Genomic DNA, 17,127 nt, shown 5'->3' on the forward strand with positions numbered 1-17,127 from the left:
GGAACGTTTTATGTAGTTGTATTGAAAGGATTCTGTGGAAAATATTATGGTGTAGCTGCAGCACATGTAAACCTCAAGGATGTTGAGAAAGCTCATATATATCGTCGTGAATTAGGGAAACTATTAAAGCAAGAAAAGACTTGATTGAAATAGTAGTGAAGGAAAATCTATTTTCTATAGAGAATATTTCTAACGTAGGAATCTAAGTATGTAGGTTCTAATGAAAGGAGAATTCACATGAATACATTTGTAAATGACAAGTTTTATGAAACGAGAAATCAATTATTTGAGGAAATTACTTTGTTAAGTGATACTCAATTTAATAGAAAACCAGATAAGGATAAATGGAGTATAGCACAAGTTTGTCATCACTTAGTTTTATTAGACGAGAGAGTTATAACAGTTATTTCATCGGGATTAAAAAAGATGGATAGTATCCTAAATGAGCGTAAAGAAATTCACGCTATTGTATTAGATAGATCGATAAAATTTATAGCCCCAGAAATGATTGAACCAAGTATAGAAGCATTTGAAGTGCAGCAAATGATTGATTTGTTAAACAACGCTAGAAAAGAATTGATGCGTTTCCTGAGTACAATAGAAGATGAATCTATATTAGCGAAAAAATCAGTGATGCATCCAGCTCTTGGAGAATTACTCCTTGATCAGTGGATAGAACTGATTTATTTGCATGAACAGCGTCATATAGAACAAATCAAAGAGATAAAATTGCTTTGTGAAGTTGAAAAGTAAAAATCATTATCTATTTATTGAGCAATTTGGTATAGCATCAAGGGTACGAGTGATAAAATACAAGTCCTGATTAAAATTATGATGAATGTAGTTGAAAGCAACCAATAAGCAGAAGAAAATACGAAACTAGCAGATCTTACTCCTGAAGAGGAAACGAACATTCGAAAAAAAACTGAATCCGATTTGCTGTATAAGTGTAACCCCGTCTTATATGAAGAGCGGGGTTATTATTTTTGGAAGTGATCTCAGTATTTTCATATAGAAGGAAGTAAATTGGTAATGAAATCCGAAAATGAGTTATATGTCCAAAATTTTGAAAGCGCATATACATCTACCGTTGGTTTATATGCATTTGATTCTCTATATTTTCACAGTAAAACCACCTCCAAAATTATCTTTTGTAGTTGAATTTTTCCGAATAATAAGTTACATTTTTAAAGTTCAAGCAACTTTATGCCAGTACAAAAAGGGGAGAAATATTGTTATTATGCAAAAAATGAAATGGAAGAACTATGTATGCTATTTTATTATTCTTATGCTTCTTGTAACAGTAGTAACAGTCAAACCAGCTATTTCTAAGGCTGAGGAATCTGATGCTAATATTACATTGTTAGGTACTGCAGATATTCATGGTAGATTTATGCCTTGGGATTATGCGCTTGATGGAGCAAATATGAGTGGAAGTTTGACGCAGCTTTATACGGTTATAAAGAAGATACGTCAAGAAAATCCAAATACCATATTAGTAGATGCCGGGGATACAATTCAAGGAAACTCAGTAGAATTATTCAACGATAAGCCACAATCGCCAATGATGGTAGCGATGAATACAATGGGATATGACGCCTGGGCATTTGGAAATCATGAATTCAACTTTGGATTAGATACATTGAAAAAAGTTAGTGAGCAATATAAAGGAAAGACGTTAGCAGGAAATATTTATAAGGAAAATGGAGAGCGTTTTCTTCCTGCATATACGATTGTTGAAAAAGGTGGAATTAAAGTCGGGATTATTGGTATGAATACACCAATGATTAGTGATTTTGAAAAAGGGACAGATCATTTGGATGGTTTAGTAGTGAAAAATCCAGTAGAAGAGACAAAAAAGGCAATTAAAGAATTAGAAGGTAAAGTAGATGTAATGGTAGGGGTTATGCATATGGGACTAGAAAATGAGAATGGAATCCCAGGTACTGGTGTTCAAGATATTGCGAATGCTTGTCCGGAACTAAGCGCTATTTTTGCGGCTCATATGCATAAACTTGTAAAAAAAGAAGTTGTAAATGGCGTAATTATTACAGAACCAGATAAATATGGAACGCATATTTCACGTATTGACCTTACTTTTACAAAGCAAGATGGAAAGCTTGTTTTAAAAGATAAAACAGCTACCGCTATACCTGTAAAAAATGCTGATGGAACAACAGTATTATCTGATTCTGCACTTGAAGAAACATTAACACCTTTTCATGAGTATGCAAGAGGAGATGCAAATGTTGTAGTTGCTCAATTAAAAGGGAGAAACCTTGTTCCTGAAAATGAAATAAAGGGTATTCCAAGTGTGCAGATTCAAGAGACACCTTTATCAGATTTCTTTCATGAAGTTATGCTCCATTACAGTAAAGCGGATGTAGTAGCCCATCAAATTGATAATGATTCTGCCCGTTTGGATATAGGGCCTATAAAGAAGAAAGATATTGCGTATAATTATCAATATGCTTTGGGAGAAATTACAGTTTACAAGATAACTGGAAAAGATTTAAAAGACTATATGGAATGGGCAGCAGGATATTTTAACTCATCTCGTGCCGGAGATGTAACAGTTAGTTTTGATAAAAACCGTCGCGCGTCTAAATACAGTACGAACGATTTCTTTGGAGGCGTAAAATACGAAATTGATTTAACAAAGCCATATGGTAGTAGAATTACAAATTTACGCTCTATTCGTACAAATAAACCGATTAAAATGAGCGATGTTATGACGCTAGGAATGAATGCGTATAGAATGGAGGCTCTACAGGCAAAAGGGGGAGCTTTAGAGGGACGTAAATTTGAACAAACTTGGTCATCTAAACAAGAGAATGCATTCGGAGAAACAGGTGGAACCATTCGTAACCTTGCTATTACGTATTTAAAAGAGGTAAAGAACGGTGTATATACGCCAAAAGTTATGCGTAATTGGAAAATTACTGGTGTAGATACACATTCTTCAGAGCATAAAGCTGTAGTTGATCTTGTAAATAAAGGGATTTTAGAAATTCCAAAAACAGAAGATGGAAAATATACAAATATAGCATCTATAAATACTAAAGATTCAATTACAAAAGAAGAGATTGTAGCACTCTCACAAAAAGCTAATATTAATCCAAATCAGTTTAATCATACAAAGACAAAAGGTGAATTTTATAAAAAACTTAGTAGGATTACTAAAAAAATATAAATTATAAGGTTTCTTATAGTAATTGTTATTTTAATAGCATTAAACCCACTCTTACAATAGTAAAGAGTGGGTTTTTATGTTGTTATTTAGATGTAAGTGTACTTTTATTAGAATAAATATAGGTAATTAATAACTAACCAATTGGATGAGCGCTGCCAAAAAGGATTCTTTTTTTATTCAAATTAATGTACTTATGTGTTCCGTTAATTATTTACAATATTGACCACAATTTATGTAATTTTGCATAATATTACATAAATTTTGTATTTTCTCTTTTTTTCGACATAAATAGACAGTATACTTTGTACAAGCTTTCTATTTCAAAAATTATACGAGGTGAAAAAATGAAAAACACAAAGACATTAACTAAGGTAGCATTAACAACAGGATTAGCTTTAACAGCTGTGGCACCATACGGAATAGGTCATGCAGAGGAAACAGATCAACTACAAGTTCAAATTCAGGAGGAATCGTTCCGTTCGGGTGAACTTACACAACCGTCACAAAAGGCACCAGAAAATGTAGTAAAGGATGCACTTAAGGAGAAAACAGAACAAGCTCTGTCCCAAAAACAAGTCAATGGAGAAACAGGAGTAGATTATAAAGTTCTTCAAAAACGTGATTCGTATGATGGGACTACACTCGTACGTATGCAGCAAACATATGAAGGAAAAGAAGTATATGGCCATCAATTAACCGCACACGTAGATAATAAGGGGGTTATTAAAAGTGTTTCAGGTGATAGCGCGCAAAATTTAAAACAAGAAGAATTGAAAAAAACTATTAATCTATCAAAAGATGAAGCAAAACAATATATTTTTACGAAGTACGGGAACGATATCAAGTTTATTTCTGAGCCAGAAATTAAGGAAGTTATTTTTGTTGATGAAAATAATGGACAAGCTAGCAATGCATACCAAGTTACATTTGAAGCTGCAACACCAAACTATGTTTCTGGAACTTATTTAGTAAATGGGCAAAATGGCGATATGTTAAAAAATATGGTACAAGAATCTAACTTAAAAGCAAGTGAAAAACTAGTTGGGGCCTTAAAGGAAAGTAAAAAAAGCAGTCTTACATCATTAACTGGAACAGGAAAAGATGATTTAGGTATTTCTCGTTCATTTGGTATTTCTAAACAAAGTAATGGCAAATATGCGCTTGCTGATTATACAAGAGGGCAAGGAATTGAAACTTATGATGTGAATTACAAAGATATTACTAAAGAAGAAAGCTATTATCCTGGTACATTAGCAACTAGTACTTCAACAACATTTAACGATCCAAAAGCAGTAAGTGCTCATTACTTAGCAACAAAGGTATTTGATTTTTACAAAGATAAATACAAGCGTAATAGTTTTGATAATAAGGGACAAAAGGTAGTTTCAGTTGTACATGCTTGGGATTCTGAAGATACGAACGATCCGAAAAATTGGCAGAATGCATTAAGTGCTAATAATGGAAGTATGCTTGTATATGGCGATCCTATCGTTAAAGCATATGACGTAGCTGGACATGAATTTACACATGCTGTTACTTCTAGCGAATCTAATCTTGAATATTACGGTGAATCTGGTGCAATCAATGAGGCACTATCTGATATTATGGGAACATCTATTGAGAAATACGTAAATAACGGAACATTTAACTGGACAATGGGTGAACAAACCGGATCTGTTTTCCGTGATATGGAAAACCCAGCTTCTGTGCCATCTTCACTTGGAGTACCTTATCCAGATGATTACAGTGAATTTAACGATTTTAATGGCTGGGATCAAGGCGGCGTTCATTTTAATTCAAGCATTATTAATAAAGTTGCGTATCTCATTGCAAAAGGCGGAACTCATAACGGAGTAACTGTTAAAGGAATTGGTGAAGATAAAATGTTTGATATTTTCTATTATGCAAATACAGATGAGTTAAACATGACTTCTAATTTCAAAGAATTGAAGTCTGCATGTATTCGAGTGGCAACTAATAAATATGGAGCGAATACAGCTGAAGTTCAAGCAGTTCAAAAGGCATTTGATGCAGCAAAAATTAAGTAAGTTAGAATTATCATTTTCATTCTTATATTAATACATTATGAAAAACAGCTAATGTCACTTTAAGGATATTAGCTGTTTTTTTACACAGCAATGCATTATTGATAATAAACTTACTAAGCGATAATTAGGCTGTCTATCTTCAATACGTTGCGAATAATATATAAGGTTAAATGTATATAAAAACAGAAAATTAATAATATATTGACCTCTTGATAGAAAGTGCTATAGAATGAAAGCGATAACAAACGATTGCTTTAAAATGATTTCCCTGATCTTTTAGTATTTATAAGTATATAAAGGCATAAAAAATCTATTTTTTTAAGTTTTAATGCAAACGCTTTCGCATTAAAAGGTCATTGAAATACATATGTGAAAATAGCCAATATGGAGGTGAAGTAAAAGAGATTTCTAGTTTAATTTAAGCAGTGTAATTTATACGAGCATAATAAATCGCTCGTACTATTTAAAGAAAGGGTGTATGTGGTGCGAATAACAAAAAGATTAATTAACAAATCAGTTTTATTACTTACTATAATCGTTATGTTATCATCTGTTTTCTCTTTTCAGAATGTGAAGGCAGTTTCAAATTCAAAAACAACTGAAATTATCGTTCATTACAAAGAGCAGTCTGGAAACACAAAAGACTGGAATCTTTGGATGTGGGGAGAAAATGCAAATGGTAAATCATATGAATTTACTGGTGAAGATGAATTTGGAAAGTACGCAAAGATTAAAATAGATGGTGACTATAATCGTGTAGGATTTATTATTCGTACGAATGAGTGGGAAAAAGATGGTGGCGATCGTTGGATTGAAAATATAAAGGACGGTCGTGCTGAAGTATGGATTCTTTCGGGTGATGAAAAAGTATATAACTCTAAGCCTTCTTCAGATCTCACAATTCAAAAAGCTACTATTGATAGTTTTAATGAAATCACTGTAACGACTAATGTTCCTTTTAATAGTAAGGAACAGAAAATTGAAATTGAGGGCATTAAAATTAAGGAAATTAATCCTTTTGATAAAAATGGTGGAGATATTACTAATAAGGTGAAAATAATTACAGAACAGAAAATTGATTTAAAACAGACATACAAAGTTAAAATAGAAAACTTAGCTTATACGAATACTGAAATCGGTAAAGTCATTCGTAGCGAAGAGTTTGATAAATTATTTTATTATAGTGGTAACGATCTAGGGAATATATATTCCCCGCAACATACAAAATTCCGTGTATGGGCTCCTACTGCGAGTGAAGCAAAGTTAGTTACATATAAAAAATGGAACGATAAAATAGGTACTGAAATAAACATGCAACAAGGTGAAAAGGGAACTTGGAAAGCAGAAATTAAAGGGAACCAAAAAGGTCTCTTTTATACGTATAAGGTGAAAATTGGGGATAAATGGACTGAAGCAGTTGATCCATATGTGCGTGCTGCTTCTGTAAATGGAGATAAAGGTGTAGTCATTGATTTAAACGAAACAAATCCGAAAAAATGGAAAGCAAATAAAAAACCGGAATTTAAAAAACCGGAAGATGCTATTATTTATGAATTGCATGTACGCGATCTTTCCATCCAACCTGAAAGTGGCATTAAACAGAAAGGAAAATATTTAGGGGTAACAGAAAAAGGAACAAAAGGGCCTGAAGGTGTAAAAACAGGACTTGATCATATGAAAGATCTTGGTGTTACGCACGTTCAGTTTTTACCGATATTTGATTATGCATCAGTCAATGAAGAAACTTTAAATGAACCACAATACAACTGGGGATATGACCCGAAAAACTTCAACGTCCCAGAGGGCTCCTATTCTACAAATCCATATGAGCCGACTGTTCGAATAACTGAATTAAAGCAAATGATTCAAGTGCTACATGATAATAATCTTCGTGTTGTAATGGACGTAGTATATAACCATATGTATAATGCGGCTGAATCTAATTTTCATAAGTTAGTTCCAGGTTATTATTACCGATACAATGAAGATGGAACATTTGCAAATGGAACTGGAGTAGGAAATGATACTGCTTCAGAACGAAAAATGATGAGGAAGTTTATGGTTGATTCTGTCACATATTGGGCAAAAGAATACAATTTAGATGGATTCCGTTTTGATTTAATGGGCATTCATGATTATGAAACAATGAATGAGATACGTAAAGCTGTTGATCAAATTGACCCTTCTATTATACTGCATGGAGAAGGCTGGGATTTAAATACACCTCTTGCAGCTGAGTTGAAAGCAAATCAAAAAAACGCGGAGAAAATGAAAGGGATTGCTCATTTTAACGATAATATACGTGATGGATTGAAAGGTAGTGTATTTGAAGAGAAAGAAAATGGTTTTGTAAATGGAAAGCAAAACATGGAAGACCGTATTAAAAAAGGCATTACAGCAGGCATTGACTATGATACAAATTCGTCTACCTATCAAGATCCGGAACAGGTATTAACTTATGTGGAAGCTCATGACAATCATACATTATGGGATAAACTTGAGTTAACTAATCCAGGTGACAGTGCAGAAGTGCGAAAACAAATGCACAAATTGTCTTCTTCAATTTTATTAACATCACAAGGAATTCCATTTTTACATGCAGGGCAAGAATTTATGCGCACGAAATATGGTGATCATAACAGTTACAAATCTCCTGATTCAATTAACCAGATGGATTGGTTACGCCGTGCAGCATATAATAATGAAGTAGATTATATGAAGGGCTTAATAGATTTACGCAAAAAGTACCCAGCTTTTCGAATGACATCTACTGAGCAAATTAAAAAGCATATATCATTTATAGATGCTCCCAAAAATGTTATAGCTTATTCAATAGATGGAAAGGGCAATGGGAATAAAAATGAAAACTTTATGGTGGCTCACAATGCAAATAGAGAATCCGTTGACATAACTTTGCCATCGAAAGGTCCTTGGAAAGTACTAGTAGATGGTAAGCAGGCAGGTAGTAAAACACTTTATGTTGTCCATAATAATAAAATTAAAGTTCCTGCATTAAGTTCATTCGTTTTAAAAACAGCGAAACCGATTAAATAAAAGCAAGCCATGTGGAAGTATATACTGAATTGAGTACATGTAATAAGGATTGTACATGCAAAAAGCGAAGTGACGGTTATTTTCACTTCGCTTTTAAAATTAAATTAATATAATTTCACATACTGTAATTATATTACAATTTAATAAAGGAAATAGACAAGAAATTATTTCTATTGTAACAGTAGGAGGAGAAGATATCTTTGTATTAATTCCTACAAATCGTTTAAAAAATAGCAAAGATGAAAAAGTATATGGAATTAAAATAGAGAAAAGACACCATTTAAGGTGTCTTTTCTCTATTTTAAATACGATATGTTAGTAAATAACTTGTATGTAAAAGTAAGTTGCATTTTCACACTAACTTCAAAAGAAAAATATTAAATTCTTTTCTTAATCTATATGTAATAAATCTCATTAGAAAATTTTATTGCTATAACAAATAAAACTTTCTCAATATTATTGTGTTTAATAACTATATCCATCTGCTTTCCAATCCATTACAATAATTTCACATTGGAAATACACGAATATTCCCAATGTTCTAAATGGTTTATACCTTATAGGATTACTATGGGAAAGGATGTGAAATGTCTAATAAAAAAATATTTTTTATGATGAAATAAAAAATTTTAATGAAGAAAAAGTTATTTTATTATTCTCAAGCTTTATTGAAGTACATGTATTTATAATCACTTCGAGACAAGAGGAAGAATCTAAAAATTATTTTTGTAGATTAGAAAAGTGTATTTGAAAATTAAGTTAAAAGTTTATGGAGGGTTATATGAGCGAGAAAATTTATTATTGGTCTCCTATTAAACATTGGGAGAAGTTGCATAATGAAGTTTTGATAGGGGAAATGAGATTTACAGGTATTCTGTCTGAGTGGTTTCCTGAGTTTTATTTTTTGACTCAAAAAGGTGTGAAAATTAGTGAACTAGTAGAACGCTTTTCTTTAGGAAATGTAGAAGAGACACAAAAAACAATAGAGCTTATGATAAAAAATCGTGTGTTAGTAAGTAACATATTACACCCAAGAGATGTATTTTCCACACAAGAAAAGATTTTTCCAAATCCATATAGCGACCAGATTCGCTTTTCTAAAGAATATTTAGATATGTATATGAGTGAACAATTGAATCGAACGCACGTTTCTGCGCGACCAGCCGAAATTCAACTTGAAACAACAAATGAGCTACCAACTATAATCAAGGAACGTAGGTCTTGTCGCCAATTCGATATGAAAAAACATATTAGTTTTTTAGAATTTTCCCAATTCATATCAACTCTAAAACAGGTTAGGAAAGAAAATATATACTATCATTACGCAAGTGCAGGCGGGCTCTATCCTATTGATATCTTTATTTATATAAAACCAAAACGTATAGAAGGTATGAAAGCTGGATTTTATTATTATAACCCATCAAAAAACTGTCTTGTGATTGTAAATAATATTGATCAAGTAATCAAAAGTGATCATGAGTTAATTAACCAAGATTTATTTACTCAGTCTGCCTTTTCAGTTTATTTGGTTTATAATGCGAACGCTTCCATCCCAAAATACGGTTCAGATGGATATTTATTTGCTTGTATTGAGTCTGGTATTATCACTGCTACCTTAAATATGGTGGCTGAGACTTTGAATTTAGGCGTTTGTTCAGTTGGTCATATGAAATTTGAAGAGATTGAGCAATTTTTATGTTTGGATAGCCATCAAGTATTTCTCCATGGGCTTGAAGTTGGCTTGAAAATTAACGAATAGATGAAATGAATATTAGGGGGATAAAGATAAAAATGCACATTAAAGATCGAAGTTCGATTCATGAAAATAAAGGGGTAGAGGCGTTTTGGAAGGAGCAGTTATCTTCCGAGGTTCTCGATTTTTCTGTATTTAATAGCGGTTACCAACTAAATAAAGAAAATCCTTGCGAGCACGTTCAAGTCATAATGAATGTAGAGTTTAGTAAAAGTATACAAAAAGTAAGTAAGTCTCAAGATTTATTATTATTTAGCTGGTTACAGGCCACGTTAAGGATTTGTTTGGCACACTATACAGATCAAGAAAAAATTACTATTGGTATTCCTGTAATTGAAAAAAATCTTGAACAAAGCGAGAATCTTAATAAATTGATTCCTTTAGGAAGTGAAATCCATCCTCATCACAGCTTTAAAGAAGTAGTAAATCAGATTGAACAAGCGACTTTATTCGGGTATGACAATCAGAGTTATCCACTTTCTGAATTATTAGCGAAACACCATTTAACTCCTTTTCAAATTGTTATTGGGATGGAAGGATTACATAATAAAAATTCGATAGAAGAATACGCAGAGAATAATTTAGCCATATGGATACGAAGAAAATGGAATGAAATACATAATGAATTTGAATTTCAAATTTCTTTCAAGTCTCATTCATTCTCTTCTTTGCAACAGTTTGCAAATTCATATCTTTATGTTTTAAAGCAAGTGTCAACAAATTCGAATTTGGCTGTGAAAGATATTTGTATCATTTCAGAAGAAGAGAAAGAGTTGCTAAAAGAATTGAATCAAGGTCAGGCGGACATAGAATTGTCTCAATCATTTCAAGATTTGTTTGAGAAGCAAGTATCAAAAACCCCAGATCAAATTGCTGTTGTTTGTAATGATCAATCTTTGACATATAGAGAATTGAATAAGAAAGCAAATCAATTGGCTTCTATTCTTCAAAGTAAAGATGTTTCGACAGAAAGTATTATTGGGGTTATGGTGGATCGGTCATTAGAAATGATCATTGGTATGGTGGGGATATTGAAAGCCGGAGCAGCATATTTACCAATCGATCCTAATTATCCAAATGAACGAATTGAATATATGTTACAAGATAGTCAAGCAAAATGTTTACTGAGCAAGCGAACAGAAGTAGAATTGCCACAATTTGCGGGTGAAGTGCTGTATCTTGATGAGGGGCATTTCTTCCAAGGTGAAGAAAGTAATTTAGTTCGAGAAAGTCATCCTAATGATTTGGCTTATGTTATTTACACATCAGGATCGACAGGAAATCCAAAAGGAGTAATGGTGGAACAGAAATCGCTTGTCCATTTTTTAAGTGTAATGAGAGAAAAAGTAAAAGATAATCATTCATTCTTGTTTCTTGCTAGTGTATCTTTTGATATTTCCCTGTTAGAAATATGTCTTCCTTTAACTCAAGGTTCGAAAGTGGTTATTGCTACAGAGGACCAGTTTGCAACAAAAGAATTGGCTCATTTGGTCAAAGAGCATAATGTGGATCTATGGGAGTCAACGCCATCGCGAATGGAAGTTATTTTGAGTGATCCAGAAGGGGCAAATTTTCTAAAAGATTTAAAATCTATTTTGTTAGCAGGAGAAGCATTTTCCATTGATTTGGTTGAAAAGATTCGATGTATTAGTGAAGCAACGATTTTAAATATTTATGGTCCTACAGAAACAACCATTTGTGCAACAGTAAAGGATTTAAGCACTGCCAAAGAAGTTACGATTGGAAATCCCAATCCGAATTATCATTCCTATATATTGAATAAGTATGGTCAATTAAAACCATTTGGAATTCCGGGTGAACTCTGCATTGCTGGCGTGGCGGTAGCACGAGGGTATCTTGGTAAACCTAAACTGACAGATGAAAAGTTTGTACAGAGTCCATTTATGGTAGGAGAAATGATGTATCATACGGGTGATCTTGTTCGTTGGTTGCCTAATGGGGAGCTTGAATATCTAGGTCGAATGGATCATCAAGTGAAAATTCGGGGGTATCGGATTGAATTAAGAGAAATCGAAAGTCAGTTAAGGGAGTATCCAGAAATAAACCAAGCTATTGTTGTTGATCAAGTATATGGAAATAGGAAATTATTAGCTGCTTACTATGTATCGGATAATAAGGTCCCTTTTGGTGAAATCAGAAAATATTTAAGTGATAAATTACCTGAGTTCATGATTCCTGAAAAAATGATTCAGGTGGAAGAGATTCCGTTGAATCCAAATGGGAAAGTAGATAGGAAAAGGTTATTGGATATAACACAAACTGATTATGTATCAATTCCATACGTTGCCCCGCGCAATGAAATTGAACAAAAATTGGTGCATGCATGGGAAAAAGTTATGGAGATTGAGGGAATTGGTATTCATGATAATTTTTTCGCACTAAAAGGAGAATCGATTAAAGCATTACAGGTAATAAATTTATTAAGAAAAGACTGTTTGAAAATAAGTACAACAGATTTTTTTAAGCACCCTACGATTGCTCAACTTAGTTCTTGTATAGAGGTAGAGCATAAAGAGGAAAGGTTTGAAAATAGACCAACTCATGTTAAAAATTTGTCTAAGCCATTTCCCTTAACAGAAGTTCAGACAGCGTATATGTTAGGAAGGAATTCACAGTTTGAATTAAGTGGTATTTCACCTCAAACATATTTTGAATATGAAACAGAATTGGATATCAATCGTCTTTCAAAAAGTCTTCAAAAGGTAATTCATCGTCATCCAATGTTGCGAGCTGTAATTTTACCAGAGGGAAAACAGCAAATATTAGAAAGTGTTCCTGATTACGAGATTGAAATAGTGAGCCTCATAGATTTAGATGATGGGAAACAAAATGCTCGCTTGCGAGAAGAACGTTCTCGAATGACTAACCATGTATTCCCTTTGGGGCAATGGCCTTTGTTTGAATTAAAAGCCTTTCTTGTAAAAGAAGACACGTATTTATTATGTTTTCGATACGATGCTTTATTAATGGATGGAGCTAGTATGAACATTGTTGGACAGGATTTGTTTCATTATTATTATAAACCAGAGCAAAGATTAGAACCTCTATCTTTTGATTTTCAAGATTACATGTTTATTTATAATGAAATGGAACAAAGCACAGAATATAAAACAGCAAAAGATTATTGGACAAGTAAGCTTCCTGATTTTCCATTTGCGCCTTCCTTGCTGTTAAAAAAGGACCCGATAGAGATTGCTATTCCTAAATTCCAATCACTTACTAAAATCCTAGACAATGAAAAATGGACAAAGCTACGAAAGTTAGCACAAGAGAAAGAAGTAACTCCTTCTGCTCTGCTTTGTACAATATATGGTGATGTGTTGGCATATTGGAGTAATCAACATCGATTGGCAATTAATTTGACTGTATTTAACCGTTATCCAGTTCATGAAGAAGTAGAGAAAATTGTGGGAGATTTCACTTCACTCATCTTGTTGGATATTGATGTAAAACCAGAGCAATCTTTCTTTACTAGAGTAAAAGAAACGCAATCTACTTTATTAGATGGCCTTGAACATCGCCATTACGATGGAGTTAATTTCATTCGAGATTTTACTCGATATCATCAAATGACGCCAAAAGCAGTTATGCCAATTGTTTTCACCTCGATGCTAGCAGGTGCGGGTGCTTTTGCTTGGGAACAGCTTGGTTCACTTCGCCATATTCATGCTCGGACTCCACAAGTGTATTTGGATAATGTGGTAATTGAAAAAAATGGAGAGTTATTAATTAGCTGGAACTATGTTGAAGAATTGTTTGATGTTGATGTGATAGAAGCAATGTTCGCCCAATTTGTTGACTTATTGGAACAATTGGTGAAACAAAGCGACGTAACATCTTTGCAGATGAAAGAATCGGATCAAACTTTAACTGAGCAATACAATGAGACAACAGAAAAAATACCTTCAACTACTCTGTATCAATTATTTACAGACCAAGTAAAACGCACACCGGATGAAGTAGCAGTGGTTTTTGAACAAGATTGGTTAACATACTCGGAGCTTCATAAGCGTTCCAATCAAGTTGCGCACTTTTTAAAAGAACAAGGAATTGGTCTAGGTGACAAAGTTGGTCTTTTAGCACAAAGACGAGTTGAGACAATTGTTAATATGATAGGTATTCTAAAAGCGGGTGCCGCGTATGTACCGATTGATCCTGACCATCCTTTAGATCGTCAAACATATATTTTAGAAAATAGCACATGCAAACTTTTATTAGAAGCTAGTCTTTATGAAGAAAGGCATTTGTCATTATATACAACAGAAGATATGCCTGCCATTGCTGGTCCGGAAGATCTTGCCTATATTATCTACACTTCAGGAAGTACTGGAAAACCGAAAGGAGTAATTATTACTCATCAAGCGGTTTCAAATACAATTCAAGATATTAATCAAAAATATCAGGTAAATGAAGATGATCGTACTATTGGTATTTCTTCCATGTGTTTTGATCTATCTGTATACGATATTTTCGGAACTTTGAGCACAGGTGCAATGTTGGTAATGATTCGTGATCCAAGAGACATGCAAGAATTAATCCGTACTGTCGAACGTAGAGGAATTACAATTTGGAATACAGTGCCTGCAATCATGGATTTGGCATTGGAGCAAGTAGGTTCTCATTTTGAACATTCTTCCTTGCGTTTAGTTTTACATAGTGGAGATTGGATTCCACTTTCTTTACCAGAAAAAATAAAACGACATTTTCCAATTGCAGAAGTAATTTCACTAGGAGGAGCAACAGAAGCATCGATTTGGTCAATTTATTATCCGGTCAATCAGGTGGCATCACATTGGAATAGTATTCCATACGGGATGCCTTTGGCAAACCAAACGTATTATGTGTTGAACTATGAAAAGAAAATGTGCCCTGTTGGTGTAATTGGGGATTTATATATCGGGGGAGTGGGCCTTGCTAAAGGATATTTAAATGATGAACAGAAAACAAATGAAGCATTTGTATCACATCCTGATTTTGGTCTTATATACAAGACAGGAGACTGTGGAAAAATGCATCCTGAGGGATATATTGAATTTTTAGGCCGACAAGATTATCAAGTCAAAATTCAAGGATATCGAGTAGAGTTAGAAGAAATCGCCCATTGTCTTCTCACTTACAAACAAGTCGAACATGCAGTAGTGATTGATCAGACAGATGAGTATGGAATAAAATTTTTAGTCGCATATGTGGTAACTGAGCAAAATATTAGCACAACAGAACTACGAAAGCATTTGCGAGATCACTTGCCAGATTACATGATTCCTTCTTATTTTGTTTATTTGGAACAATTGCCCTTGACTCCAAACGGGAAATTAGATAGAAAAGCACTCCCTACTCCGGCGAAACAAAAAAGTGAAGTATTTATTGCTCCAAAAACTGAAATGGAAAAAATATTAACTAGTGTTTGGCAAGAAGTACTCAAAGTAGATCGGATTGGAGTAAATGATCATTTCTTTGCCTTAGGTGGAGATTCGATAAAAGCTATTCAAGTTTCCGTCAGACTGTATAGACAAGGATTTGAGCTAGAACCAAAAAATTTATTTTCATTTCCTATATTAGGAGACATGGTTCAATTTGTTAAAAAGCTAGAATATCTTCCAAATTCGCAAACAAGTGATGTAAACAAAATGAACGATAATAAAGTTACATCACTAAATGTTAAAGATAAACAGCTTAATCAACATACACTCATCAAAATACAAGAAAAAATGCCCGAAATAAAAATAGAACGTATTTACCCATTGGCACCTTTCCAGGAAGTTATTTATGAGCATGCTGCGACTGAACCTGATACAAATGCATATTTCGAACAAACAATTTGGGCACTTGAGGGGGAGCTGGATATTAATCTCTTTATTCAGTGTTTCCAACAATTAGTTGCTCGTCATGATTCTCTAAGAACCATAATTGTGCAAGATGAACAAGCACAACCTTGGCAAGCTGTTCTACAAGATGTTCAAATGATTTCAGAGATAAAAAACTTGATTGAGATGACGAAACAAGAACAGCAAGAATTCCTAGACCAGTGGATGAATGAAAATTTAAGTCAAGGATTCAAAAATGATGAACTCATGACCCGTCTCTGTATATTCCAACTAGGTAATAACGAGCATAAGGTGGTTTGGAGTTCCCATCATCTATTATGTGATGGTTGGAGCGTCAGCATTTTGATAGACGAATTATTCCAGCTCTATGAAACAATAAATGCGGGAACTACGGCAGAGTTACCTATGGTGAAACCTTTTGAGACATTCATAGATTGGACTGTAACACGTGATCATGAAAAAGCACGTCATTTTTGGCGGGATTATTTATCAGGATACAATCGGAAAATTAGCATTCCTAAAAAGAAAGTACCAACTCAAAGTGAAGGGTTAAATTTCACATTTAAGGATTTAACATTAGATAAGGATTTGACTAATCAGTTACAGACATTTGTAACTAAAAACAATATAACTATGAATTCAGCATTACTGGCTGTATGGGGAATATTGCTTGGCAAATACAACGGAGTGAGAGAAGTAGTATTACCTAATCTAGTATCAGTCAGACCTCCCGAAGTAGAAGGGATTGAAAATATGTTCGGTCTGTTCACAAATGTTTTGCCTATCCGACTAGCATGGACAGAAACGCAATCTTTTGTGGACTTCCTGCAAAAAGTACAACTAGAAACATTGAAATGTAATGAGTATGCATACTATTCATTTGTTGATATACAAAAACAAAGTGAATTAAAAAATCAGTTGACTGACCATCTTTGGGTTTTTGAAAACTATCCGACTAACCCAGCTATCTTTTCTTCAAATGAAAACAGAAATTTTGCCATCACAGATTATGAAGTTGTTGATGAGCCGCATGTAAAGTTTGGAATTATGTGCTTCCCTGAAGAGAAACTTACAATAAAGTTTGGATATGATCAAACCGTATATGAAGCGGAAAAAATACAGGAAATATTGAATCACATCCATCAGTTAATCAACACAATTCTTCAAAATCCAATACAGGCAATCGGTGATTACAAATTATAAAAAATAAAAAGGCGAGCAAGAACTCGCCTT

At 33.5% G+C, this 17,127-nt stretch carries 6 protein-coding genes; all 6 read left to right on the forward strand.

Annotated features, from left to right (window positions below):
• Positions 1-237: 237 nt before the first annotated feature.
• The 6 genes from JDS95_RS16470 to JDS95_RS16495 all read left to right on the forward strand — a co-directional run bounded on the left by JDS95_RS16470 (position 238) and on the right by JDS95_RS16495 (position 17,097).
• A complete protein-coding gene (locus tag JDS95_RS16470; protein WP_085450245.1) occupies positions 238-753 on the forward strand; it encodes a DinB family protein in 516 nt (171 codons plus the stop codon).
• A 487-nt stretch (positions 754-1,240) separates the two neighbouring features.
• Positions 1,241-3,193 carry a bifunctional metallophosphatase/5'-nucleotidase gene (locus tag JDS95_RS16475; protein ID WP_199690679.1) on the forward strand — a complete coding sequence of 651 codons (1,953 nt, stop codon included), beginning with the start codon at positions 1,241-1,243 and terminating at the stop codon, positions 3,191-3,193.
• A gap of 344 nt (positions 3,194-3,537) precedes the next feature.
• Positions 3,538-5,241, forward strand: a complete 1,704-nt coding sequence (locus tag JDS95_RS16480; RefSeq protein ID WP_199690680.1) for a M4 family metallopeptidase — start codon at positions 3,538-3,540, stop codon at positions 5,239-5,241.
• Between the two features lie 483 nt (positions 5,242-5,724).
• Positions 5,725-8,295 (forward strand): type I pullulanase, encoded by a 2,571-nt coding sequence (gene pulA, locus JDS95_RS16485; protein ID WP_016108555.1) that lies wholly within the window; start codon positions 5,725-5,727, stop codon positions 8,293-8,295.
• A 781-nt stretch (positions 8,296-9,076) separates the two neighbouring features.
• Positions 9,077-10,054 carry a SagB/ThcOx family dehydrogenase gene (locus JDS95_RS16490; RefSeq protein ID WP_001290971.1) on the forward strand — a complete coding sequence of 326 codons (978 nt, stop codon included), beginning with the start codon at positions 9,077-9,079 and terminating at the stop codon, positions 10,052-10,054.
• A gap of 32 nt (positions 10,055-10,086) precedes the next feature.
• Entirely contained in the window at positions 10,087-17,097 is a 7,011-nt protein-coding gene (locus tag JDS95_RS16495) for a non-ribosomal peptide synthetase (protein ID WP_199690681.1), read from the forward strand.
• Positions 17,098-17,127 lie beyond the last annotated feature (30 nt).

The organism is Bacillus cereus group sp. N24 (genome assembly GCF_016483345.1).
In the GTDB taxonomy this organism is placed as follows: Bacteria; Bacillota; Bacilli; order Bacillales; family Bacillaceae_G; genus Bacillus_A; species Bacillus_A toyonensis.